Below are 23,824 nucleotides of genomic sequence, written 5' to 3' on the forward strand. Positions count from 1 at the left end.
AATGTTTCGTTAGAAATCTTATTTACAGAAAAACATTCAGTTTTATATAAGTTATGAGATGTTTCTTCGAATAATCGTCGGTAAGAAAAAAGGGGGAATTTTGATGGAGTCATCTGTTATTAAAGTGCTTGATGATTTGGATGTGAAAATTTTAGATATATTGCAGAAAGAATCACAAGTAAGTAATGCAGAGCTTGCACGCCGTGTTAATTTATCTCCAGCTGCGATGCATGCACGAATAAAAAGGTTAGATGGGGAAGGTTTTATTGATAAGCAAGTAGCAATTTTAAATCAAGAAAAGCTTGGATTTGATTTATTATGTTTCATTTTTATGAGCACGAATATTCATCAGTATGAAAAGCTTGAAGTGTTAGAACGAGAATTAGAATCTATGCCTGAAGTGTTAGAATGTCACTGTTTAACAGGAGAGTATGATTATTTATTAAAAGTTGCAAATCGTGATCGTAAGGAACTGGAGCATTTTATTAGAAAGCTGAATAAGCTTGGTATTACACGTATACAGACGAGTTTAGCACTTCGTGAAATTAAATATTCGACGGTATTGCCGATACGAAATGAGGAATCAAGCATCGATTAAGTTGCTTGGTTTTTTGTTTATGTAAAGTGAAACTTTAATCAGTGGGGGTTTTGTTCATCCACCACTGATTATTAGCCTTCACCAATCGGGCGTTTAGGGGCAGCCCGACTCCCACCTACCTTCTTTGCTTCAGCCGAATTTTGAGGTGGGAGTCTTACTGCCCATTAATGCGGGATAAAATTCAGAAAAGTAATTGACGGAGAGAAAAGAGAGATGTATTATTATATGAAATTATGAATTAAAATTCATATAATGTTATAAATATTAACACTGGGGGCAAGGGGATATAATATGAAAATCTTTAATGCGGTTACAAGTGATGTGAAAGAAATTTATAATCTCATTGAAATGTATGCAAAAGAAGGAGTTGTTTTGCCGCGTTCTCTTTTGTCTCTCTATCAATATTTACAATGTTTATATGTTATGAAAGAAGGGGAGGAAGTCGTTGGAGTTGCTGGTTTGCATGTGTTAGGAGAGGATCTCGCAGAAGTACGATCGTTAGTAGTTTCGCATACATATGCAGGAAAAGGGATAGGGCGTATGCTCGTGAGTCATGTGATGGAGGAAGCGACGAAAATAAATGTAAAAAGAGTGATTTCTTTAACGTATGAAACAGTATTTTTTCAAAAGTGTGGATTTGATTTTGTAAATAAAGAATTGCTGCCAGAGAAAGTATGGGTTGATTGTAGACATTGTCCAAAAGTTGATTATTGTGATGAGGTGGCGATGATACGGTATGTGGGGTGAAATTTTTAGAGAGAAAAAAGGCCCACTATTATTTAAGAAATAGTGGGTATCTATATTTTAATCAGAAATGAGATGTTGTTAAGAATTTGGATTCGTTTGTCTCACTGCAAAATTAAAAATGGGATTTTTAAGCTCATAGTTATAAGTAGAACCATCGACAAGCCCTACAACTTTATCGCTATCATAAAGGTCGAGCATAAATTGTGCCATTTGTTTTGCAGTGTGGAATTTTGGTACAACATTATCGTATTGGAATTCATCAATATCAAATGAACGTTTTGCGAATTCTGTTTCAGTTGCAGCAGGAGCTAAAACTTTTGCTTGTAGTTTTGCACCTTGTTCTTTCAGTTCGTGAGATAGTCCTTCTGTAAATGCACTTACATAAAATTTCGTAGCGCAATACGTAACAGCATCAGCAACAATCGTATATCCACCGCCTGATGAAACGTTAATAAGCTGTGTTCCTGCGGTCATTGAATAATCTCGAACGAAAAGGGAAGATAGTATTGTTAGTGCTTCTATATTTACATGCAACATCGTTTCTATCTTGTTTAAATTTTGTTCAGCAATTGAGGCGAAATTACCAAAACCTGCGTTGTTAATCCACGTTTCAATTTGAAAACTTTGTAGACCTTCATAAAATTTATAAACTTCTTCAGTGACTGATAAATCAGTTCTTCGAATGACAACATCCAATTCCGGATGCATTTCGTTAATTTTCAATTTTAATTCTTCTAATTCTGCTTGTCTTCGAGCTACAAGTATTAAGTTTTTTCCGCGAGATGCAAAGGCTAAAGCGGATTCATAGCCAATTCCTGAACTAGCACCAGTAATAACAGTATATTTCATATAAAAGCCTCCTAAATTCAAATTAATTTATCATGGTTAGATTGTATTTGTTAGAGTATACTCTAAGTCAAATGTTTTTTATAATTTGGATAAGGCAGTAAAATATATGAGAGTAAATGGCGTGCGGAGGGAGAATGGTTATGTACACAATTAGCGAGGTAGCTAAATTATTAGGAGTGAGCACACATACATTACGTTATTATGAAAAGGAGAACATATTAATTGCAAATCGCGATGCAAATGGGAATAGATTGTATGAAGAGTCACATATAAAGTGGTTGCAGTTTGTAATGAAATTAAAACAAACACAAATGCCGATAGCGAAAATAAGAGAATATGCTAGATTATATTTAGAAGGGGAGCATACAACCGAAGCTCGTTTACAGCTCTTAGAAGATCATAGGAAATCTATTCAGATTCAAAGAGAAAATTTAGAAGTTACAGAGAAGATGCTCGAAAATAAAATTATTGCATACAAAGACTCGTTGAAAAGTAAATAGCGTACAAAATATTTCGTTCTTTGTTGCATGTTGAAAAGGGAGTTCAGGTCTTTGTTTTGGAATGTATCTATGAGTATTTAATTATAATGTGCCGATAAATTAAAAAAGAGCAGTTAGCTAAAAGCAACTGCTCGATTCAAAGGGATCTCCAAGGGGGGAATGGAGAAAATATTATGTTACTACCATTATTGACAGATTATTAAGAAATATTCATGTGGATTTAAGAAATTTAAAATATTTTTTGGTTAATAGAATCCGGGTGTTGACACTTTATCAATTGGTCATGTAAAATGTTTATGAATGACATTCAGTCATTTTTTTCTGTGGAAGGGTGTAGATAAGCAACTTTTATATGTAGTTAGCTTAATAACGGAACAAATATAAGGATAAATGAGGATGATATTGGTTTTTTAAATAGTAGTTAGAGTGAGATTATATTTTTTAAATTAAAAATGACTGACGGTCAGTCAGTAAATAATAGAAGGTGAGAGATATGAAAAATAAAGCTTGGTTATATGTCATATTAACATGTATCTTTGAAATTTTTTGGGTGTTTGGTTTTAATACAGCTCATACTTGGTGGCATTGGGTCATTATTGTAGGAGTTATCGCTGTTGATTTTTATTTTCTTTCTAAAGCATGCGAACATCTTGCGACAGGGACTGTATATGCTGTGTTTGCCGGAGCTGGTACGGTAGGTACTTTCCTAATGGATGTATTCCTTTTCGGCGGCAGTTTCAGTATAGGAAAACTATTCTTTATCGTAATGGTCGTAGCGGGCGTTATCGGTTTAAAATTAGCTGATAATAAAGAAGAAACCGCGGAAGAAACTATGGAAGGAGCTGCTTAAAAATGGGTTGGTTTTTCGTATTTTGTGCTGCAATTAGTGAAATAGTCGGTGTGATAGGCCTTAAAATGTATAGTAAAGATAAGACGTTAGCAAATGGAGCGATTTATATAGGTGGATTTGCAACTTCCTTCGCATTCTTATACACATCTTTCTTGTTCTTACAAGTAAGTGTAGCTTATGCGGTTTGGATTGGCATTGGAACAGCAGGAGCTGTTTTATTAAATATGTTTCTGTTTGGTGAATCAAAAAGTAAGGCACGTTTGATTAGTGTAGCTCTTATCGTATGTGGAGTTACGGGATTAAAGGCTCTTTCATAAGAAAAGGATATTAAAGTTAAATCTCCTAACGATTTGTTGGGAGATTTTTATTATGAAAAGTGCACGATGATTGACAGTACAGCTAGTTATTTTATAAAATGAGTGACAGTCATTCAATACGCGTGTGAAAGGGTTTAGATGATGAATAAAAAAGAAAAAATTGTCTATGCAGCTATTGAAGTGTTTCAGGAAAAGGGCGTTGAAAAAACGAAGATTTCTGATATCGTGAAATTGGCTGGCATTGCACAAGGAACTTTCTATTTATATTTTCCTTCTAAGTTATCTGTTATGCCTGCAATAGCAGAAGTGATGGTTGAGAAGATGATACTTGCAGTGAAAGAAAAAGTACAGAACGATTCACCTTTTTCAAGTAAAGTTGAGCAAGTAATAGATGCAGTATTTACCTTTATAGCTGAATATCGTGAAATACAAGCATTAATGTATGCGGGCCTTGCATCAACTGAACATATAAAAGAATGGGAAGCTGTATATGAGCCTCTTTATATATGGCTAAGTGACTTTTTAAGTGAGGCAAAAGAATCAGGTGAAATTCGTGATTCGGTTCACGCAGAGCGAACAGCGAAGTTATTTATCGCTCTTGTTGAATCAGCAGCGGAACAAGTTTATTTATATGATCATAAAGATGATGAGCAAGTCGAGCTACAAAAGGCAGAAGTACTAGATTTTTTAACACATGCACTACATATAAAGAAGTAGTAAGATGAACCTGTCTGAAAAGGTAGGTTCATTTCTGCGGGAAACTGAATGATAGTCATTCACCCTGTGTTTATGTATGTGTGGAAGGATAGAGTGAAATTCTAATGAGTGGGGACATCTTTACTCAGTGTGAGCCCACAAATAGCAGGATAAAGAAAAAGCTTCTTGGGCATTATTTTTGAGAGGAACTACGGGAAGAGGTGTTAAAAATTGAAGAAACCGATAAAAGAACAAAAGATGGTATTGATCATTCTTTTGAGTAATATATTTATCGCTTTTTTAGGGATTGGATTAATCATTCCGGTTATGCCGTCCTTTATGAATGATATGAATTTAACAGGAAAGACGATGGGTTATCTCGTTGCAGTGTTTGCAATGGCGCAGCTTATTACTTCACCTATTACGGGTCGTTGGGTCGACATTTACGGTAGGAAGAAAATGATAATCATTGGATTATTTATTTTTGGTGTTTCAGAGCTTCTTTTTGGATTAGGTATAGATGTGTGGATGCTTTATGCAGCGAGGGTGTTAGGCGGAATTAGTGCCGCGTTTATTATGCCGGGTGTTACGGCATATGTTGCTGATATTACTTCTATTCAAGAACGTCCAAAGGCGATGGGATATCTTTCAGCGGCTATTAGTACCGGATTTATTATAGGGCCTGGAATCGGCGGGTTTATTGCAGAATACGGTATACGTGTGCCGTTCTTTGTGGCAGCAGTGATTGCCTTTGTTGCATGCGTGATTTCTATATTTATTTTGAAAGAGCCGTTAACGAAAGAAGAACTTGCAGAGATTGCAGCTAATACGAAAGAATCCAGCTTTATCGGAGATTTAAAGAAATCATTAAATCCAATGTATGCAATCGCATTTATTATTGTATTTGTACTCGCATTCGGTTTATCAGCATATGAAACTGTTTTTAGTTTGTTTTCTGATCATAAATTTGGTTTTACACCGAAAGATATTGCTGCAATTATTACGATTAGCTCCATCTTTGGGGTAGTTGTGCAAGTATTTATGTTTGGCAAATTGGTTGACATGTTCGGTGAGAAAGTATTAATTCAAATATGTTTAATTGTAGGTGCAGTATTAGCATTCGTCTCAACTGTAGTCTTTAATTATTGGATTGTACTTCTCGTTACTTGCTTTATTTTCTTAGCATTTGATTTACTTCGTCCAGCTTTAACGACGTTTTTATCAAAAGCAGCTGGAAAAGAGCAAGGATTCGTTGCTGGTATGAACTCAACGTATACGAGTTTAGGAAATATCGCAGGACCAGCGATGGGCGGAATATTATTTGATATAAACATTAATTATCCATATGCATTTTCAGGTGTTGTTTTAATCGTTGGTCTCGGCATTACATTTATGTGGAGAGAGAAACAGCTAGCTCAAAGTTTTGCGAAGTAATGTAGTGAATAACGAAAAGCCTCTTACTATTTTTATGGTAAGGGGCTTTTCGTTTATAAACTTAATCCAAACCGCTTTAATTCAATAAATATCCCCTCTAATTGCTTTCCTTTATCCGTTAACGTGTACTCTACGCGAGGCGGAACTTCTGGGTATACTTTTCGCGTTATAATCCCTTGTGTTTCCAATTCTTTTAGGCGAAGCGATAAAGTTTTCGGACTAATCCCGTCCATTGATTTTTGTAAATCACTAAATCGTAAAGTTCCTTCGATAAGAAGGTCACGAATGATTAAAAACGTCCATTTTGTACTAATTACGTCAAGCGTTTTAGCGATAGGACAAGGTATACCAGGTAAACCTTTCGTTAATACAACTGGATCTATATTGCTCATGGAAATAGCCTCCATAAAAATTTTTTGAATGAATTTGCCTTATCGTATCACAAAACTATCTTTTTGGTAACTATATGAAAAAAATATCACTACTTCCATAAAGGAAGTTAGTGCATATACAATAGCAATACGAAATACAAAGGGTTTGTATGAGGAGGAGGTGATTTCCATGGGTATGAAAAAGTTGTTTATGTTTCTTAGTTTTTTTGTCATTTGTATTGTGCTTGTAGCATGTAGTGGTGAGCAAAAAACTGAAATTCAGTTAGTAAAGGAAATGCCGAAGCCAAAAGCAATGACAATTGATTCTTCATTAAGTAAAAAGGAAGCGACAGAAATCGTGCATGCAGCTCAGCGTTTTTATGCATTTTGGGATACAGGTAAAGAGGAGCTTATTCCGCAGACTGTTACTGAAAATTTTTTCGATAATACACTGCCGAAAGGCCGCCCACAAGGCACCGAAGGATTAAAATTTGCGGCACAAAATTTTCGAAAAGTCGTTCCAAATATACATTGCGAGATTGAAGATTTATTAGTGGTTGGTGATAAAGTAACAGCTCGTCTTTCTTTTACAGGAACTCATAATGATAAGAAAATCAATTTTTTTGCAATTGATATTTTGCATGTGAAGGACGGAAAGGTAACGGAAGATTGGCATTTAGAAGATAATCTTACACTGAAACAACAACTTGGGTTAATAGCTGAAGAGTAGATCATATAGGGGAGAGAAAAGTGATGAAAAATATATTGATTATAAATGGACATGAAAAATATGGTACGAAAGAAGGACGATTAAATAGAACGTTAGTTGATTATATGGTAACTGTATTAAGCGAGAATCATCATGTGAAAACAACAACGATTCAAGATGGCTATAGTATTAAGGACGAACAAGAGAGGTTTTTATGGGCTGATGTTGTAATTTATCAAACACCTATTTACTGGTTTAGTGTACCGGGATTATTTAAAACATATATGGATGAAGTGTATGAATACGGTTTGTTCTTTAAAGGTGCAGATGAATATGGAACAGGTGGTTTATTAAAAGAGAAGCAGTATATGTTCTCTACAACTTGGAACGCACCTGAAAAAGCATTTGGAGATAAGACGAAGTTCTTTGAAGGAGAAAGTTTAGAATCAGCACTTAGTCATTTACATCGTGTGCAGAAGTTTCTTGGTATGAGTCCGTTAAAGAGTTTTGCTTGTTATGATGTGGTGAAAAATCCTACTGTTGAGAATTATCTAGAGAACTTGAAGAACCATTTAGAAGAAGTCATTCAATAATTACAGTCATCCCCGTATTTAATGCGGGGATGGCTGTATCCATAACTTCGCAAAATTCGCCCAACCGAATGAATCAATTGTTACGTTTTTTAAAGAAGAAGGGTATGTTTTTCTTTTTAAAACGTGATAGTTAAATAAAATGATGTTTTCAGCTTGTAAAAACTCTTCAATCTCATACATGAGCTTATACCGTTTTTCTTTATTGTCTTCTAATAAAAAGGTATCAAGTAAACAATTAATTTGTTTTGCATAGTGTGGGTCCATGAATCGATTTACGAAGCAACTTTTATTTTTAAATACATTTAAAAATGCAATTTCATGATCGGTAGCAAATACTTCCCCCATGAAAATAATATCCGCATGTTTATCAATAGAACGATCCATATAATCTGAAACGAGAAATGGGTGAAGTTCTACGTGTACTCCTAATTGTTCGCAGCGTTCTTTTAGGAAATGTGCATCATTTGCACTATCTTTAAATGCGAAGAAATAAATATGTATCGTTTCGCCATTATAGGTGCTCTTTTTTAAATACTCTTTCGCTTTTTCTAAAGAGTAGGACCTGTTAGGAACTTGGCGGCTTCTTTCAGGAAAAAAGCTTGATGCAGCAATTGTTCGTCTGCCCTCTATGCTATGAAGTATCGTTTTAACGTCATATAGTTCTCTCCAAGCTTTTCGAAAGTAAATGTCGTGGTGGGGACCAGGTTTTGTAAAGTTGAAGCTAGCATAAATACAACCTATTTCTTCTATTTGTATATCATGCCTTTCATTTTCCTCTTCATTTGGTAGTTCATAATCAGCATCTATTTGCAAATGATCAGGAATACCCCAAAATTCAATACGGTCTAATAACGCACGCTCTTTAAAATAATGGGTGAACGCTTCGAGCACGATATTGTCTTCAGAGTAATGAGTAAGTTTAAAAGGTCCAGTACCTATGTAGTGATGATTTTGAATAACTGCATCATGCGGTAAAATTGCGAGTTGCATGGAACTCACATAACGTAAGAAAAAAACGTTAGGTTTTGCTAAATGAAATCGTATTTGCAGTGGTGATGGTGTTTCAATTTGAACAATTTCTTCTGTTAACCATTCGAAAGGAGATTGAACTTGTTTTAGTCTTTCAAATGAAAATTGTACATCTTTAGAAGTTAAAACTGTTTCGTTATGAAAATGTATATCCTTTCGTAAATAAAAGGTCCACGTAAGCCCGTCTGAACTTAATTCCCACGTATGTGCAATGTGTGGTTCCATTTTTTCAGTAACATCATTATAAACGACTAACGTATCAAAAATTTGACTCGTAAGATGGCTCTCCGTAGTTACAGCCACAAAAGCCGGATCTAATGGGAATATCTTTCTTGATATAGGAATCTTCAATATGTCGTACATATCATTTGAAGGTTTGTATCCAAAATGATGATGTAGTTTATTTTCTATCTTTTTTTGAAGTGCAAGGGGTAGAGGTTCTTTTAAAAGAAGAAAAACATCCTTTAACTTTTCTTGCGCTAACAGTTCATCTGTATAGGATTCAATTGCTTCTAGGAAACTATGTGTAAATAAAATTTCCGTTTTATTTCCGCGACCACGTCCTGGAGTCCAGTGAATTAATTGTTCCTCGCTCATTTTCTTTAATAAAATTTTTACGTTTTTCGTACTGCAATATAAAACATCCGCTAATTCTTGTAAGCTATTTCGTATATGTTGTTGATCTTGTGCATGTAGCCTTAGTCTAATGTAATAGTCCATAATTTTCATATATACACTTCCTTCTATAATAAAGTGAAACTTTAATCAGTGGGGGTCTTACTGCCCGTTAATGTTTGATAAAAGGGGAAACTCTTTAGAATATTCTAACCTTTTTCTTCCTCTTTTTCAAAGTAAAATGAATAAGCATAAGGAGGGGAAAACAATGGGATTTTGGAGTATGCACCGAAATATAAAAATTAGAATTATAACTTCGTTTTTAACACGCACTGTATCCACAATGATTTTTCCATTTATGGCAATTTACTTTTCAATAAAATTAGGTAGTGCGATTGCTGGTGCTTTATTACTGATCAATGTGCTAGCAGCATTAATTATCGGTTTATATGGTGGGTATGTTGGAGATCGGCTCGGTCGTAAAAAAGTAATGATTATCGGCCAAAGTATACAAGTCGTTTCCATAGCTTGTATGGGAGTTGCGAACTCAGATTATGTAGATTCACCGTGGCTAACATTTGTGTTTATGTTAGTGAATAGTTTAGGATCTGGACTTATGAATCCAGCGACGGAAGCGATGTTAATAGATGTGAGTACACCTGAAAATCGAAAAGTGATGTACAGCATTAACTACTGGGCTATTAACTTATCAATTGCGATTGGAGCAATATTTGGTGGGTTATTATTTGAAAATTATAGATTACAATTGTTTATCGTATTAACGGCTGTTGCGGTCATTACTTTATATGTGATGGCTGTATATATGGAAGAAGTGTATGTGGCACGAAAAACGGTGGAGAAGAAAAATGTATTAAAAGATATGGCAGATAGTTATAAAGTCGTGATGAAAGATAGAGCGTTTTTAATTTTTTGTGCAGCAAGTATATGTACACTATCGTTAGAGTTTCAAATTAATAATTATTTAGGGATACGTTTACAGAAGGAATTTGAAACGGTGCACTTTTTCTTTGGGAATGGTTTTACATTCGATTTAACAGGTATTCGAATGCTCAGCTGGATTTCAGCAGAGAATACAATTTTAGTTGTGTTATGTTCGGCGCTTCTTATTAAAATGCTGAAAAGCTTTAACGATTTAAAAATTTTATATGTAGGCTTATTCATTTATACAATTGGATTTACAATACTCGGAACGAGCAATAGTTTATGGATCTTATTAATCGCAGGGCTTTTCCAAACTGTAGGAGAGATGATGTATGTGCCGGTTCGTCAATCTATTATGGCAGATATGGTGCCGAATGAGGCAAGAGGCTCTTATATGGCGATTAACGGAATGGTCTTTCAAGTTGCGAAAATGAATGGTGCATTAGGTGTTATGCTAGGTTCATTTATTGCATCTTGGGGCATGAGCGCTCTATATTTCATCGTTGGTATGAGCAGTATTTTATTATTTATGAAGGCGATAGGGAAAGAGAAGTATCAGAATGAAGGAAATGTTTCTCAGATTGGATGAAACTATATAAAAGCGAACCAGTTATACTGGGACTCGCTTTTTATATAATTTTTAAAATGGATCAACTTCAGCTAAATCAGGATTGGCGTTAGGGTTTGTTAATAAGGTTTTCAGCTCACCTACTTCTGAGAGAGCGACGAGGATATAACCACTAATAAGGACGATGAGTCCGATGACTCGTAATGTTTGCAATTTAATGTCACGGCTATTTTCTTCTGAGTTGTTTTGGGGCGTTGCAGGCGGATTGTTGTTCATAATAGAGCTCCTATCTTTTTTATTTATATGTGCGAAATCATTATTAACGTATGGATAGGAATTGTATAGTCATTTTCACTATATGAGAAATGCCTATGAAAAGTGATTATAAATTTTAGGACGAGAAAAGAGGCTGTTATGTGCAGCCTCTTTTCTCGTTAAAATGAAGAAATTCGTTTCTTCGTTTTTGGTACAATAATAAACTTTATCCAAAGTACGCCGATTAGCATAATAATCAAAGCATGTAGTAATTGTCCTGTAGCAATGAGTATAATACTTGAAAATACAATGAGTTGAATGCTTAGCAATATAAAGATTAAGCGGAGAAATTGACTCAGTCGTTCTTCAGTATCAATTGGATATAATGCTACGATAATATTTCCCGAAAAATATTTCCACAGAGAACGAAGCTGCATAGAAATCATATATAGGACGATATAAGCGAAAGCACCTTTTACATATATATTCGGAATGAAATATAGAGCGAAAGCACCGATCAACCCTAAGCGAATATATATACCGAAATAATCATTACCGCGTAAAAATGCTAGTGTATGTAAATAGAAGAAAGTTGCTCGTTTTTTATGTAATAAAGGTTCAATCCAATTTGTAAGCCATTTTCTTTTATTTACTTGCTTATTCAGTTGCGGAACATCGGTGAAAATGCTAGCAAATTGATAGAAACGAACGTCCATTTTTTCTTCTTGTTCGATTATGTAATCCCACGGTATTCGTTTTGTAGGTTGTTTCTTCGTGTATAGAAGCAGGAAAGCAAGAAGTAATAGTAAGCCGCCTAGCACAATGATATTTGCAGTATAAAACAGCATGTAAATGATCAGGGCGTTACAAGCAATGCGAATGATAAACCATATGCTTTTTTCATAACTATCACGCCACATCCAATGTATGTATATGTTCCAGCCCTTTAGAATCATTAAAATTATAAAGATTGTACATAAGAAAGGTACGGTTAGTTGTAATGATTGCATGGCAAGCGGTACGATAACAAGGAACGTAAATATAAGCGGGAAAAGCTGAATGATGTAATTATATAGAAGAGATTTTTTAAAATAAGATGTTAATTTCTCTTCTAATGCAAGTAAATAGACAGCGTCCGGTTTTTGAATAAATGTGCGAACTTGGCATCTCGTTACAATGAGTGTAAGTACGATCGTGATGAGTAATAAAGATATTCCTTTAGAAGGATCCGTTTTAAGAAACTTAGCGTAATAATATGCACCTACACATGAGACGAAGATGAAGCTATATAGTAAACCGTTAATCATACGTGCAAAGTATGTGATGGCATTTTGAATATGTTGTTGAAAGCGAGAGCTCCATAGTGATTCGATTGACATGTTTTTCACCTCTTTTTTCTATTATATATGTTTTATAAAGTAAAAAACGAGCAAATTGCGTTACGCAACTTGCTCGTTTTTCTTTTCTTTATTTTTTTTCTGATCACGATTCATTAATGGATAGAAGGCAAAGCCAATTCCGAATAAACCAATTCCGAGAAGAAATGTTTTTATATCGGATGCGCCGGTTTTAATAACCCATAGTGCATAGCAAAGTGCGATAACTGCAACTACACCATCCATAATTCTTGAACCCATTTCATTTTTATATGTTTCACCAGTTGCGACTAGTTTTAACTGGAAGATTGGTGAAACGAGATATGGAATGAGGTAGGCCAGTGTTGATACGGTAATAACGAATGTATAAGCTTCCGCAATTGTTCCTGATAATGTTGAGAATAAGAACACTTGCGACATAATGTTTGTTAATCGTAGTGAATGAATTGGACTTCCTTTTTTATTCGTTTTTGCGAAGAAGGAAGGGAAGAAACCTTCTTTTGCTGCTTGATAAGGTACTTCTGAGCTTAATAAAATCCAGCCTAATATTGAACCGAATAGGGAAGTAAGAGCAAGTAATGCCATAAGTTTCCCGCCGCCATGACCCATTGCAGCGTTTAGCGCATCTGCTAATGGACGTTCAGAAGCTTGTAATTTATCAACGTGAAGTACACCCATTGTTAAAATTGTAATTCCTAAGTAAATTGCAACTGTGATAAGTAATCCTGCAACAGTCGCACGTTTTACCGTTTTGGGAGAAGTCGCTCGGTTTGATAAAAGAACCGCTGATTCAATCCCAATAAATGCCCAAAGTGTTGTAAGAGCAGCTAAGTTTACTTGTGAAAGTAGACCGTGTGATACGCCTTCTTTATCGATCATTGGTGTGTACCATTGTCCAAATTTTGAAGCTTCGAACGCAAATAACGTAACAATGATGAATAGAAGGAATCCAGTTACTTTCGTTGTTGTTGCTAGGAAGTTGAGCTTCCCAGCTCCGCTTACACCGTTTGTTAAAATTAAATGTGTGCCCCATAGTAAGACGGAACAAATAGTAAATGTAATGAGCTTTCCAACTTCTATATCGAACGAGCCGATTGAAAATAATAGTCGCGTATCTTTCATAATCGGGAAGAAGAGTGATAAATATCCCGCGAAAGATGTAATGATGGCAACGTTACTTGCCCAGTTTGCAACCCAATATCCCCACACCATGCTGAAACCAGCCATTTTCTTTCTTTTTGGTGTTGAGAATAAAGCATATGCATGACTTTGTGGTCCTGTCGTTAAATCAGGACGACGAATTGCTAAATTACCGAAAACAAGAGCTAGCATTAAAACACCAAACCCTGTTGTTAACCAAGCTAAAGTGACACCGAGTGGGCTTGCTGTTTGTGCCAACGTACTTGGCACCATGAAAATACCAGCGCCAACCATGTTACCGACAACGAAAGCTGTTAGTACCCAAAAGCCCCATTTTTTTTGTTGCATAGAAAATACCTCCAAAGTTAGTATAACCAAGTCAAGCGAGGAGATATGTATGTCTTCCACGGTAGGGAAGAGAAGGTCCAAACAAAACAAAAAAAGCACGTAATTTGCCGCTACATGCTTTCTATCTTATAAGAAACCCACGACATACCTCTCGATAGCTCTCCACAAACGAAACGTTTGTGACAGTTCTGCACTTATTAAATGCAGACCCAGCAAGCGTGCATGGTGGACACGACTTACTTCGGCAATCATTCCTTTCTCATTTCTTCATCAATGCCACTACATCTCCTGAAATGATACTCTTAATGACTGCAACCTCTACCTCACCGAGATACGAATGAGGATTTATGTATTAAATTAACATGTTTAAGAGTAACAAATGTATTTTTATACGTCAATGGATATAGTAATAATCAGATTATAGAGAAGAATTTGTTATTAGGTCCCGGAGGATTTTAACTAAAAAGCAGCTGACCTAAATATTAGATCAGCTGCTACATATAAGATTAAACTAAGTTTAATACAGTTACTTTTTGACGAGTCATAGACTCAAGGCTCTTACGAATACCTTGTGCGCCCATACCTGAACCTTTTACACCGATGAATGGGAAGTGGTCAGGGCCGCGCTCTGTGCGTCCGTTAATTTGAACAGAACCAGTGTCGATTTTGTTAGCAATTGCAAATGCTTTGTTAATGTCTTTTGTGAAGACACTTGCTTGCAGACCGAACTCTGACTTGTTAGCAATTTCAATCGCTTGTTCGTCAGAAGAAACACGGATGATTGGAAGGATTGGGCCAAATGGCTCTTCCCAAGCAACTTTCATTTCTTCTGTTACGTTGTCGATTAACGTTGGATAAATTAGGTTGCGCTCACGTTTGTTACCGATAACGATTGTTGCACCTTTTTCAGCAGCATCGTCAATTAAACCTTGAACGAAGTCAGCAGATTTGTCGTCGATTAATGGAACGATTGTGCTGTTTTGTTCTGGAGATCCAACTGATAGTTCAGCTACTTGCTCTTTTAATAAGCCAGCTAGTTCGTCTGCTACATTTTCATGTACAAGTACACGCTTAATAGCTGTACAACGTTGACCTGAGTAAGAGAATGCACCGCTTACGATATGCTTTGCAGCTTCTTGTAAGTCTGCATCTTCACAAACGATACCAGGATCTTTACCACCAAGTTCTAATACAAGTGGAATCATCGCAGCTTTTTTCGCTAAATGTTTACCTGTATTTGTACCACCTGTGAACGATACCATATTTACGCCAGGATGTTCTACTAAGTAGTCACCAATTACAGAACCGCGTCCTGTAGCTACATTTACAAGACCTTTTGGAAGGCCAGCTTTATGAAGTGCTTCAACCATTTTAACACCGCTAATTGCACCTTGAGTTGCTGGTTTGAAGATAACAGCGTTACCCATAATAAGTGCTGGTGCAAGTTTTGCAGCAGATAAGTTTACTGGGTAGTTAAATGGTGCAATTGCTAATACAACACCAAGTGGTGCGCGCTGAATAATCGCAAGTTTAGATTTAGATCCACCAGGGAAGCTATCACCCATCATGCTTTCACCATGCATGTGAAGTGCTTCGTCAACTGTGTAACGAATTAAGTCAGCTGTACGAACGACTTCTTTTTGCGCATCTTTATAGCCTTTACCGACTTCTTTCATAATGATATCGGCAATTTCATCTTGCATATTTACGAGCTCATCAGCCCATTTATATAAATATTTTGCGCGATCTTGTAGAGAAGCTTCAGCCCATGATTTTTGAGCTTCTTTTGCAGATGCAATTGCTTCATCTACTTCTCCTTGAGTAATTGCTTGTACTTGACCAATTACTTCGTGTAAGTATGGAGATGGAATGTCGATTGTTTGACCTGAAGAGCTTTCTCTCCATTCTCCGTTTAAATAAAATTTGTACGTATTGCTAGTTGTCATGATTAGTCCTCCTAAAATAGCAACTTGTAAGAGTGAGTATAAGGTGATTGTAGGTGGTTTGATAATATTTTTCAAATGAAATGTTTGTGAAAACGATTTCTTACTATTTTTTTATTTTGTATGCCCTTTCTTACAGAAGATTCTCTTATTTCAAACTGAATTATAAGCAGAATGCATCACTTTCATTTTTTGTGATAAAAGATTATTTTATTCTAAAGCGAAAAAAATAATTGACAGAATACTCAATAAAGTTGTAAGATTATAAATGGAAAATAAATGAAGGGGGTGTGCGTAATGATTGTAATCGTAAATGTAATGGGCTTAGCTCTGTTAAATGGCGGAAAACATTCATATCATTACGCAACCCGTGCGGATATATAGGACCTTTTTGTCTTATGAGAAGCGTACGTTGCGTATATCGTAACGTACGCTTTTATGCATTCTATTGCATATCGTCAAGCGGCGGTATGCTTTTTTTTGTTTATTTTCCTTGTTACTATAAAAAATCAGAATTTGGAAGGTGGAAAAATGTGATGAAATTGTATGGCTTACGAAATGTAAATGTGATGGGTTTGGATAGCGGGTAAAGAAATGTGAATCAAACGGGAACGAGAAAGGGGAGGTTATATTGTTTTCAGTATTACTAAAGTTAAGCTGGTTTTTTAGAGAGCATTGGAAAAGGTATAGTATTGCAATTGGGGTACTTTTAATTGTAAACGTGATAGAGGTAATTCCACCGAAAGTGTTAGGAATTACCATTGATAATATTAAAACGGGAGCCTTAACGAATGAGGCGATTATGCAATATATTTTTATTTTACTTGGGGTAACGATTGGTGGGTATGTGCTTACTTTCATTTGGCAGCACCAACTATTTGGCGGTGCGTTCGTACTTGAGAAAACGATGCGTTCAAAATTTATGGGGCATTTACTTAAGATGACACCGACGTTTTATCAAAAAAATCGTACTGGCGATTTAATGGCGAGAGCGACAAATGATTTAAAAGCAATCTCCATGACAGCTGGCTTTGGTATATTAACGCTCGTTGATTCTAGTCTATATATGCTTACAATCGTTTGTATGATGGGCTTTTCAATTAGTTGGCAGTTAACATTTGCTGCGCTTATACCACTTCCGATTATGGCGTATGCGATGAATAGATACGGAAAGAAATTGCATGAAAGATTTACAGTCGCGCAAGATGCGTTCGGGGATATGAACGATAAAGTACTTGAATCAATTGCGGGTGTACGCGTTATTCGTGCGTATGTACAGGAGAGTGCTGATCAAGGAAGGTTTCATCATTTAGGAGATGACGTATACGAGAAAAATATGAGAGTAGCAAGAATCGATGCATTATTCCAGCCAACTGTAAAAATGCTCGTCGGTCTTAGTTATTTAATTGGTTTAGTGTACGGTGCATATCTCGTATTCCAATCAAAGGTGACACTTGGTGAGCTCGTTTCTTTTAACGTCTATTTAGGGATGATGATTTGGCCGATGTTTGCAATTGGTGAATTGATTAATGTTATGCAAAGAGGAAATGCGTCGCTCGACCGTGTAAATGAAACGTTAGCTTATGAACCAGATGTAAAGAGTCCGAAAGATCCAAAGGTTGTACAAGAGCCAGATTACATTCAATTTGATAACGTTACTTTTTCATATCCTTCATCAATTGAAACAAATTTAAAAAATGTTTCGTTCTCATTAAAACAAGGAGAGACACTTGGAGTTGTTGGGAAAACAGGAAGCGGGAAAACGACGCTCGTTCGTCAGTTTCTTCGTCAATATCCACTTGGAGAAGGGGATATTGCGGTTTCTGATGTGAAGCTAGATAAAATTACGAATGATAACGTACTTAGCTGGATTGGGTATGTACCTCAGGAACACATTTTGTTCTCAAAAACAGCGAAGGAAAATATTTTATTCGGAAATAGAGAAGCGACTGAAGAAGAACTTGAAAAAGCGATTGAAATAGCTGCGTTTAAAAAGGATTTAGAGTTTTTACCGGAAGGTTTAGAAACGCTCGTTGGAGAGAAAGGTGTTTCTTTATCAGGTGGGCAAAAGCAAAGGATTTCGATTGCGAGGGCTGTTATTCAAAATCCGGAAATTTTAATTTTGGACGATTCTTTATCAGCTGTTGATGCTCGTACTGAAGCGGCAATTATTGAAAACATACGAACAGAAAGAAGCGGGAAGACGACGATTATAACAACGCATCGTTTGTCAGCAGTGCAGCATGCTGATTGGATTCTCGTTATGGATAACGGTGAGGTTATTGAAGAAGGTTCGCATGAAGCGCTCGTTCGAAATGGGGGCTGGTATGCAGAGCAGTTCGAAAGACAACAAGGTGAAAGTGAAAGTACGGATAGTGGGGTGAAAATATGAGTGTTTCAAAACGATTGTTTCAATACGCGATGAAAGTAAAAGGGCCGATTTTTGCAGCGATGGCGATGCTATTTGTTTTCGTTATTGCAGAACTCGCTGGTCCTTTCGTCGCAAAAACGATGATCGATGAGCATATCGTTGGAATAGAGAGACCCTGGTATGAAACAGAAAAGAGTGAGGATGCTGTTTCATATAATGGCGCCTTTTATAAGCGAAGTGATCGCTTTGAACAAGGTGAGCAAAAAGGGAAAGAAGTCCGAGTGATTCAAGTTGGCTTTCAGTACTATTTTGTACCGAATAAAATAACGCTTGAAGGAACTCGTTCTGTTAAGGGTGATGTGCTTACAGTACAAAGTGGTAAGGCAGTGCAAGTGTATAAATCGAAAGCCTTAACGAAAGAAGAAGTATTTGCGTTTTATAAACCAGAAATAAATAGGTTATTACTACTTGGCGGTGGATATTTCGCTTTATTAGTAGTCGTATCATTATTTGCATACGGAAAGCAGTTCTTCTTACAGAAGGCGGCAAACAAAATTATTCAAATTATGAGGGAAGACGTCTTTTCCCATATTCAAACGTTGCCAATTCGTTATTTTGACCATTTACCAGCAGGGAAAATTGTATCGCGTGTAACGAATGATACAGAAGCGATTCGTGATTTATATGTAACAGTGCTTGCGACATTCGTCTCTAGTATCATCTATATTATCGGGATTTTCGCTGCGCTATTTTTACTTGATGTAAAACTGGCGGCACTATGCTTACTCATCATCCCAATTTTAATTGTTTGGGCGATTATGTATAGAAAGTATGCGTCTGTATACAATCATAAAATGCGTTCGCGTTTATCGGATATTAACGGAACAGTGAATGAATCAATTCAAGGGATGCCAATTATTCAAGCATTTCGTCAAGAACATGAAACGAAGAAGGAATTTGAAGAGTTAAATGGTGATTATTTTAAATATCAAAATAAAATTTTAAATTTAAATGCAGCAACTTCGCATAATTTAGTGTCTGTATTAAGAAATATCGCTTTTACAGGTGTAATTTGGTATTTCGGTGGTGCTTCATTAAGTGCTTCTGGCCTCCTTTCTCTAGGGATACTGTATGCTTTCGTCGATTATTTAACGAGGTTATTCTCGCCAATTACGAACATGGTGAACCAACTTGCTAACTTAGAGCAATCGCGTGTTGCATCAGAGCGTGTGTTTGAATTGCTAGAGGAAAAGGGAGAGGCAGTAGAAGAAGAACGTATGCCTCGCTTAACCGGAAATGTGAAATTTGATAATGTTTCGTTTTCTTACAATGGAAAAGATGAAGTGTTAAAAAATATTTCTTTTGAAGCGAAACAAGGGGAGACAGTGGCACTTGTCGGTCATACTGGATCAGGAAAAAGTTCCATTATGAATGTGCTCTTTCAGTTTTATGAATTTCAAAAAGGGAAGCTTACGATTGATGGTCATGATGTAACAGAGATGCCGAAACAAGCAACACGTGAACATATGGGAATTGTATTGCAAGATCCGTTTTTATTTAGCGGGACAGTGGCATCCAATGTAAGCTTAGAAAATGAAAAAATTACAAAAGATCGCATCGTAAAGGCGTTACGAGATGTTGGTGCGGAAAGGTTTGCTAACAATATAGATGAAAAAATTACGGAGAAAGGAAGTACACTTTCAACCGGAGAACGTCAGCTTATATCGTTTGCTAGGGCACTTGCTTTTGATCCTGCTATTTTAATTTTAGATGAAGCGACTTCCAGTATTGATACAGAAACAGAAGCGATGATTCAACAAGCGCTAGAAGTTGTGAAGAAAGGACGAACGACGTTTATTATCGCTCATCGTCTTTCAACAATTAAGAGCGCTGATCAAATTATTGTGCTTGATAGAGGAACGATTTTGGAAAAAGGTTCCCATGATGAATTAATGAAAAAGCGCGGGCGTTATTACGATATGTATAAAACGCAAATGGAAGGAAACCAGAGTGCTTAATTTTTAGAAGAACTTGTGATTTTCGCAAGTTCTTTTTTGATCGGATTGTCCGCTTAGAAGTTAATATATTTCACCGGCTGAAAAACTTATAAATAAGTAGGTATTGTTTTACCTTTTTCTTTATAAATGCTATATTAAAAAATGTTACTTATTTTTTGTATGTAGCGCTATTTTTCCATTTTGTTTGATTATGAAGAAAAAGGTTAAACTAAATAAGAACATTTTCATTGAAAAATTGTTCGAAATTGCATACAATCAATATAGTTTTTAAATTCCTATCAGAATACTTGGAGGACTACTATCATGAAAAAATTATTTTCAGTGCTTGCAGTAACTACATTAGCGATTGGGATTGTAGCGGGCTGCGGTAAAGAAGAGAAAAAAGATACAGCTAATCAAGATGCATTACAGAAGATAAAACAAAGCGGTGAGCTTGTAATTGGTACAGAAGGTACATATCCACCATTTACGTTCCACGATACAAACGATAAATTAACTGGGTTTGACGTTGAATTAGCAGAAGAAGTTGCAAAACGTTTAGGTGTAAAGCCTGTATTTAAAGAAACACAATGGGATAGCTTACTTGCAGGAATAGATGCAAAACGTTTCGACATGGTTGCGAACGAAGTTGGTATTCGTGAAGATCGCCAAAAGAAATATGACTTCTCTAGTCCATATATTTCTTCTTCAGCAGCATTAGTTATTGCGAAAGATAAAGATAAACCTGCTACATTTGCTGACGTAAAAGGATTAAAAGCAGCACAATCTTTAACGAGTAACTACGCAGATATTGCTAAGAAAAATGGTGCGGAAATCACAGGTGTAGAAGGATTTAGCCAAGCAGCAGAATTATTAAGTTCTGGCCGCGTTGATTTCACAATCAATGATAAATTATCAGTGTTAAACTATTTAGAAACGAAAAAAGATGCAAAAATTAAAATTGTAGATACAGAAAAAGAAGCGTCACAAAGTGGATTCTTATTCCGTAAAGGTAGCGACAAACTTGTACAAGAAGTAAATAAAGCGTTAGAAGATATGAAAAAAGATGGTACGTACGATAAAATAACGAAAAAATGGTTCGGTGAAAATGTATCTAAGTAGCGCATTGATGTCAGATCGATTGTCTACTTGGATAGATATTATGCAGACTTCCTTCGCGCCTATGCTGAAGGAAGCTGTCTTTACGACAATTCCGTTAACGCTTATTACATTTATTATCGGTATTATACTTGCGACGTTAACCGCGCTCGCACGTATTTCAGGTAGTCGTATTTTACAATGGATTGCTCGTATCTATGTATCTATCATTCGCGGAACGCCACTTCTTGTACAGTTATTTATTATTTTCTATGGTCTTCCAACTCTTAATATTGAAGTTGAGCCATATACAGCAGCAGTTATTGGATTTTCATTAAATGTAGGTGCATATGCATCTGAAATTATTCGTGCTTCTATCCTTTCAATCCCGAAAGGACAGTGGGAAGCAGCTTACACAATTGGGATGACATACCCGCAAGCATTAAAACGTGTTATTTTACCACAAGCAACACGCGTATCAATTCCGCCGCTTTCGAATACATTTATTAGTTTAGTGAAGGATACGTCATTAGCGTCGTTAATTTTAGTAACAGAAATGTTCCGAAAAGCGCAGGAAATTGCGGCAATGAACTATGAGTTTTTAATTGTTTATTTTGAAGCAGGTCTAATTTATTGGGTAATTTGCTTCTTATTATCTATCGTGCAACAAATATTAGAAAAACGTTCAGAACGTTATACTCTAAAATAACCCTTTCATAAAAGGAGTTTTTGTTTTTATGATTTCAATTCAACATTTACAAAAAAGTTTCGGAGATAATACCGTATTAAAACATATAGACCTATCAGTTGAGAAGGGCGAAGTGGTTGTTATTATCGGGCCATCTGGATCTGGTAAAACGACATTCTTGCGTTGTCTCAACGTGTTAGAAACGCCGAACGCTGGTAACATTCGCATCGGCAATAAAGAGCTCGATTTCTCTCAAAAAGTATCGAAGAAAGATATTGTAAATCTTCGTACGCAAACAGGTATGGTATTCCAACACCATAATCTATTTCCTCATTTAACAGCAATTCACAATGTAATGGAAGGGCTCGTTACAGTGAAAAAGATGGGGAAAGAAGAAGCGAAGAAAAAAGCAAACTATTTCCTTGAAAAAGTTGGTCTTGCGGATAAAGTAGACTTATATCCGTTCCAATTATCAGGTGGACAACAACAGCGCGTTGGAATCGCTCGTGCGCTTGCGATGGAGCCGGAAGTTTTACTATTTGATGAGCCAACGTCAGCACTTGATCCTGAGCTAGTTCAAGAAGTTTTAAAGGTTATGAAAGAACTTGCTAAAGAAGGAATGACGATGGTCATTGTAACGCATGAAATGCGCTTTGCTCATCAAATTGCGAACCGTGTTATTTTCATGGATGGCGGTGTCGTTGTCGAACAAGGTACACCGGAAGATGTATTTACAAATCCAAAAGAAGAACGAACGAAGAAGTTTTTACAAATGTTGCAATAAATTAAGGAAGGTCTCAAGGCATATGCCTTGAGACCTTTTTGCCATATATATTTATTTTTGGAATCCGCCAAGGCTTTGCTCAGCCATTGCAACTAGACGTTTTGTAATTTCTCCACCAACAGAACCGTTAGCGCGAGCCGTAGAATCTGCTCCTAATTGTACACCAAATTCTTGAGCGATTTCGTACTTCATTTGATCGATTGCTGCTGTTGCACCTGGTACTACTAATTGATTGTAAGAACTTTGGTTTGCCATAGGAATATATCCTCCTTAGAGTTATAAAAATTTTTTTGGTTGGACTAGCTGGATTTGAACCAGATTATCGCCCCGTTTGGCGCTAATCCATCGGTAATTAAGTTTGTACTCATAGTATGGATGTTACCTAGAAAGATATACAAAAAAAAAATTTGTAAATTTTGTAAAAAATATTTCATCATTTCGTAAATTATGAAATAAGAGTAATCGTTGTATTTTTAAGAAAGAAGGCTAAACTAAGAGCGAAATCATATGCGTTTTTTTCTTTGTATAACCAGCTTGGCTTACTTAACTTATGATTTGTTAAAGTGAGACAAATTCCAGTTTAGTAAAATGAAAATTAAATCGGGAGCAACTACATAGTTCTGTTTTAACCCAGGATGGGGCAGAAAAAGGAACTGACCGCGTCTATGCACGGCTAGATGCTCTCTTCAATCTAAAAAAAGGGCTTTTTAATTGTTTTTAAACGATAACGTATGGAGGAATCATGATGGGAATTTGCCCGCTTTGCAACGCGCTAGAATCACAAACATATTCTTGTCAAAATTGCCAAGGTATACTCCAAGATTATGGGAAAACTGTAGATTACATAGACGATTACAGTGCATATATGGATCAAGAATTATTAAGTGCAGTAGACGGTTTAACACATAATAATTCACAGGAGTATTGCAATCATGTTTTTTATTGCGGAGTATGTAATGTGGAAACAGAAGTTGTAGTGAAGCTCGTTTAAATAAAAAACTTCCAC

The 23,824-nt window shown here is 36.1% G+C and carries 24 protein-coding genes and 1 riboswitch; of the genes, 16 read left to right on the forward strand and 8 right to left on the reverse strand.

What is annotated here, in order from left to right; all coding sequences use genetic code 11:
- Positions 1-103 precede the first annotated feature (103 nt).
- Positions 104-598: an Lrp/AsnC family transcriptional regulator gene (locus MR066_RS18275; protein ID WP_002029975.1), complete on the forward strand. Its 495-nt coding sequence runs from the start codon at positions 104-106 to the stop codon at positions 596-598.
- 291 nt (positions 599-889) lie between these two features.
- Positions 890-1,345: an N-acetyltransferase gene (locus tag MR066_RS18280; protein WP_242248071.1), complete on the forward strand. Its 456-nt coding sequence runs from the start codon at positions 890-892 to the stop codon at positions 1,343-1,345.
- Between the two features lie 78 nt (positions 1,346-1,423).
- Here the strand turns inward: MR066_RS18280 and MR066_RS18285 are convergent, their stop codons facing one another.
- Positions 1,424-2,194, reverse strand: coding sequence for an SDR family NAD(P)-dependent oxidoreductase (locus tag MR066_RS18285; protein ID WP_242248072.1), 771 nt, complete (start codon positions 2,192-2,194; stop codon positions 1,424-1,426).
- Positions 2,195-2,334: 140 nt separating this feature from the next.
- On the opposite strand from MR066_RS18285, the gene MR066_RS18290 reads away from it, so the two are divergent.
- From MR066_RS18290 to MR066_RS18310, 5 genes are all read left to right on the forward strand, one after another.
- Positions 2,335-2,694 (forward strand): MerR family transcriptional regulator, encoded by a 360-nt coding sequence (locus MR066_RS18290; RefSeq protein WP_002188427.1) that lies wholly within the window; start codon positions 2,335-2,337, stop codon positions 2,692-2,694.
- 493 nt (positions 2,695-3,187) lie between these two features.
- Entirely contained in the window at positions 3,188-3,544 is a 357-nt protein-coding gene (locus tag MR066_RS18295; protein WP_242248074.1) for a DMT family transporter, read from the forward strand.
- 2 nt (positions 3,545-3,546) lie between these two features.
- Positions 3,547-3,861: a DMT family transporter gene (locus MR066_RS18300; RefSeq protein WP_000539672.1), complete on the forward strand. Its 315-nt coding sequence runs from the start codon at positions 3,547-3,549 to the stop codon at positions 3,859-3,861.
- 138 nt (positions 3,862-3,999) lie between these two features.
- Entirely contained in the window at positions 4,000-4,578 is a 579-nt protein-coding gene (locus MR066_RS18305; RefSeq protein ID WP_002063960.1) for a TetR/AcrR family transcriptional regulator, read from the forward strand.
- Positions 4,579-4,788: 210 nt separating this feature from the next.
- A complete protein-coding gene (locus MR066_RS18310; protein ID WP_242248075.1) occupies positions 4,789-5,991 on the forward strand; it encodes an MFS transporter in 1,203 nt (400 codons plus the stop codon).
- 53 nt (positions 5,992-6,044) lie between these two features.
- Here the strand turns inward: MR066_RS18310 and MR066_RS18315 are convergent, their stop codons facing one another.
- On the reverse strand, positions 6,045-6,383 hold the full coding sequence (locus MR066_RS18315) for a winged helix-turn-helix transcriptional regulator (protein ID WP_002188429.1): 339 nt from the start codon (positions 6,381-6,383) through the stop codon (positions 6,045-6,047).
- A gap of 169 nt (positions 6,384-6,552) precedes the next feature.
- On the opposite strand from MR066_RS18315, the gene MR066_RS18320 reads away from it, so the two are divergent.
- Positions 6,553-7,092, forward strand: a complete 540-nt coding sequence (locus MR066_RS18320; protein ID WP_242248077.1) for an ester cyclase — start codon at positions 6,553-6,555, stop codon at positions 7,090-7,092.
- Positions 7,093-7,115: 23 nt separating this feature from the next.
- Positions 7,116-7,664 (forward strand): NAD(P)H-dependent oxidoreductase, encoded by a 549-nt coding sequence (locus MR066_RS18325; protein ID WP_242248079.1) that lies wholly within the window; start codon positions 7,116-7,118, stop codon positions 7,662-7,664.
- A gap of 18 nt (positions 7,665-7,682) precedes the next feature.
- On the opposite strand, the gene MR066_RS18330 is transcribed toward MR066_RS18325, so the two are convergent.
- The gene (locus MR066_RS18330) at positions 7,683-9,422 is read right to left on the reverse strand and encodes an SgrR family transcriptional regulator (protein WP_242248080.1); all 1,740 of its coding nucleotides are present in this window, start codon (positions 9,420-9,422) and stop codon (positions 7,683-7,685) included.
- Between the two features lie 154 nt (positions 9,423-9,576).
- Between MR066_RS18330 and MR066_RS18335 the strand changes: the two genes are divergently transcribed.
- Positions 9,577-10,839, forward strand: coding sequence for an MDR family MFS transporter (locus MR066_RS18335; RefSeq protein WP_242248081.1), 1,263 nt, complete (start codon positions 9,577-9,579; stop codon positions 10,837-10,839).
- A gap of 51 nt (positions 10,840-10,890) precedes the next feature.
- Here MR066_RS18335 and MR066_RS18340 read toward each other — a convergent pair whose 3' ends face one another.
- The 4 genes from MR066_RS18340 to gapN form a co-directional block, all read right to left on the reverse strand.
- Complete coding sequence (locus MR066_RS18340) at positions 10,891-11,094, reverse strand: hypothetical protein (RefSeq protein ID WP_002010828.1); 204 nt, start codon at positions 11,092-11,094, stop codon at positions 10,891-10,893.
- Between the two features lie 158 nt (positions 11,095-11,252).
- Positions 11,253-12,452 carry an ABC transporter permease gene (locus MR066_RS18345; RefSeq protein WP_242248082.1) on the reverse strand — a complete coding sequence of 400 codons (1,200 nt, stop codon included), beginning with the start codon at positions 12,450-12,452 and terminating at the stop codon, positions 11,253-11,255.
- A 60-nt stretch (positions 12,453-12,512) separates the two neighbouring features.
- Positions 12,513-13,937, reverse strand: a complete 1,425-nt coding sequence (locus MR066_RS18350; protein WP_002087377.1) for an amino acid permease — start codon at positions 13,935-13,937, stop codon at positions 12,513-12,515.
- 147 nt (positions 13,938-14,084) lie between these two features.
- Positions 14,085-14,266: riboswitch (Lysine riboswitch) on the reverse strand.
- A 177-nt stretch (positions 14,267-14,443) separates the two neighbouring features.
- Positions 14,444-15,883: an NADP-dependent glyceraldehyde-3-phosphate dehydrogenase gene (gene gapN / locus MR066_RS18355; protein ID WP_002010835.1), complete on the reverse strand. Its 1,440-nt coding sequence runs from the start codon at positions 15,881-15,883 to the stop codon at positions 14,444-14,446.
- Between the two features lie 628 nt (positions 15,884-16,511).
- Between gapN and MR066_RS18360 the strand changes: the two genes are divergently transcribed.
- From MR066_RS18360 to MR066_RS18380, 5 genes are all read left to right on the forward strand, one after another.
- The gene (locus MR066_RS18360) at positions 16,512-18,272 is read left to right on the forward strand and encodes an ABC transporter ATP-binding protein (RefSeq protein WP_242248089.1); all 1,761 of its coding nucleotides are present in this window, start codon (positions 16,512-16,514) and stop codon (positions 18,270-18,272) included.
- Positions 18,269-20,269, forward strand: a complete 2,001-nt coding sequence (locus tag MR066_RS18365) for an ABC transporter ATP-binding protein (protein ID WP_219301326.1) — start codon at positions 18,269-18,271, stop codon at positions 20,267-20,269. The genes MR066_RS18360 and MR066_RS18365 overlap by 4 nt, the downstream gene beginning before the upstream one ends.
- A 303-nt stretch (positions 20,270-20,572) precedes the next feature.
- The gene (locus MR066_RS18370) at positions 20,573-21,370 is read left to right on the forward strand and encodes an amino acid ABC transporter substrate-binding protein (RefSeq protein ID WP_002030008.1); all 798 of its coding nucleotides are present in this window, start codon (positions 20,573-20,575) and stop codon (positions 21,368-21,370) included.
- Complete coding sequence (locus MR066_RS18375; protein WP_033706449.1) at positions 21,357-22,055, forward strand: amino acid ABC transporter permease; 699 nt, start codon at positions 21,357-21,359, stop codon at positions 22,053-22,055. Before MR066_RS18370 ends, MR066_RS18375 begins: the two co-directional genes overlap by 14 nt.
- Before the next feature lie 28 nt (positions 22,056-22,083).
- Complete coding sequence (locus MR066_RS18380; RefSeq protein WP_002010843.1) at positions 22,084-22,818, forward strand: amino acid ABC transporter ATP-binding protein; 735 nt, start codon at positions 22,084-22,086, stop codon at positions 22,816-22,818.
- 51 nt (positions 22,819-22,869) lie between these two features.
- On the opposite strand, the gene sasP is transcribed toward MR066_RS18380, so the two are convergent.
- Entirely contained in the window at positions 22,870-23,073 is a 204-nt protein-coding gene (gene sasP, locus MR066_RS18385) for a small acid-soluble spore protein, SasP family (protein WP_000013349.1), read from the reverse strand.
- A 490-nt stretch (positions 23,074-23,563) separates the two neighbouring features.
- On the opposite strand from sasP, the gene MR066_RS18390 reads away from it, so the two are divergent.
- Positions 23,564-23,809: a hypothetical protein gene (locus MR066_RS18390; RefSeq protein WP_002087367.1), complete on the forward strand. Its 246-nt coding sequence runs from the start codon at positions 23,564-23,566 to the stop codon at positions 23,807-23,809.
- The last annotated feature ends 15 nt before the right edge of the window (positions 23,810-23,824 follow it).

This window comes from Bacillus cereus group sp. BfR-BA-01523 (genome assembly GCF_022662615.1).
In the GTDB taxonomy this organism is placed as follows: domain Bacteria; phylum Bacillota; class Bacilli; order Bacillales; family Bacillaceae_G; genus Bacillus_A; species Bacillus_A mycoides.

What these genes read in the sequence shown, in the direction of transcription:
- MR066_RS18275 (WP_002029975.1), top strand. Translation starts at nt 104, where the DNA reads ATGGAGTCATCTGTTATTAAAGTGCTTGATGATTTGGATGTGAAAATT.
- MR066_RS18280 (WP_242248071.1), top strand. Translation starts at nt 890, where the DNA reads ATGAAAATCTTTAATGCGGTTACAAGTGATGTGAAAGAAATTTATAAT.
- MR066_RS18285 (WP_242248072.1), bottom strand. Translation starts at nt 2,194, where the DNA reads ATGAAATATACTGTTATTACTGGTGCTAGTTCAGGAATTGGCTATGAA.
- MR066_RS18290 (WP_002188427.1), top strand. Translation starts at nt 2,335, where the DNA reads ATGTACACAATTAGCGAGGTAGCTAAATTATTAGGAGTGAGCACACAT.
- MR066_RS18295 (WP_242248074.1), top strand. Translation starts at nt 3,188, where the DNA reads ATGAAAAATAAAGCTTGGTTATATGTCATATTAACATGTATCTTTGAA.
- MR066_RS18300 (WP_000539672.1), top strand. Translation starts at nt 3,547, where the DNA reads ATGGGTTGGTTTTTCGTATTTTGTGCTGCAATTAGTGAAATAGTCGGT.
- MR066_RS18305 (WP_002063960.1), top strand. Translation starts at nt 4,000, where the DNA reads ATGATGAATAAAAAAGAAAAAATTGTCTATGCAGCTATTGAAGTGTTT.
- MR066_RS18315 (WP_002188429.1), bottom strand. Translation starts at nt 6,383, where the DNA reads ATGAGCAATATAGATCCAGTTGTATTAACGAAAGGTTTACCTGGTATA.
- MR066_RS18320 (WP_242248077.1), top strand. Translation starts at nt 6,553, where the DNA reads ATGGGTATGAAAAAGTTGTTTATGTTTCTTAGTTTTTTTGTCATTTGT.
- MR066_RS18325 (WP_242248079.1), top strand. Translation starts at nt 7,116, where the DNA reads ATGAAAAATATATTGATTATAAATGGACATGAAAAATATGGTACGAAA.
- MR066_RS18330 (WP_242248080.1), bottom strand. Translation starts at nt 9,422, where the DNA reads ATGAAAATTATGGACTATTACATTAGACTAAGGCTACATGCACAAGAT.
- MR066_RS18335 (WP_242248081.1), top strand. Translation starts at nt 9,577, where the DNA reads ATGGGATTTTGGAGTATGCACCGAAATATAAAAATTAGAATTATAACT.
- MR066_RS18340 (WP_002010828.1), bottom strand. Translation starts at nt 11,094, where the DNA reads ATGAACAACAATCCGCCTGCAACGCCCCAAAACAACTCAGAAGAAAAT.
- MR066_RS18345 (WP_242248082.1), bottom strand. Translation starts at nt 12,452, where the DNA reads ATGTCAATCGAATCACTATGGAGCTCTCGCTTTCAACAACATATTCAA.
- MR066_RS18350 (WP_002087377.1), bottom strand. Translation starts at nt 13,937, where the DNA reads ATGCAACAAAAAAAATGGGGCTTTTGGGTACTAACAGCTTTCGTTGTC.
- gapN (WP_002010835.1), bottom strand. Translation starts at nt 15,883, where the DNA reads ATGACAACTAGCAATACGTACAAATTTTATTTAAACGGAGAATGGAGA.
- MR066_RS18365 (WP_219301326.1), top strand. Translation starts at nt 18,269, where the DNA reads ATGAGTGTTTCAAAACGATTGTTTCAATACGCGATGAAAGTAAAAGGG.
- MR066_RS18370 (WP_002030008.1), top strand. Translation starts at nt 20,573, where the DNA reads ATGAAAAAATTATTTTCAGTGCTTGCAGTAACTACATTAGCGATTGGG.
- MR066_RS18375 (WP_033706449.1), top strand. Translation starts at nt 21,357, where the DNA reads ATGTATCTAAGTAGCGCATTGATGTCAGATCGATTGTCTACTTGGATA.
- MR066_RS18380 (WP_002010843.1), top strand. Translation starts at nt 22,084, where the DNA reads ATGATTTCAATTCAACATTTACAAAAAAGTTTCGGAGATAATACCGTA.
- sasP (WP_000013349.1), bottom strand. Translation starts at nt 23,073, where the DNA reads ATGGCAAACCAAAGTTCTTACAATCAATTAGTAGTACCAGGTGCAACA.
- MR066_RS18390 (WP_002087367.1), top strand. Translation starts at nt 23,564, where the DNA reads ATGGGAATTTGCCCGCTTTGCAACGCGCTAGAATCACAAACATATTCT.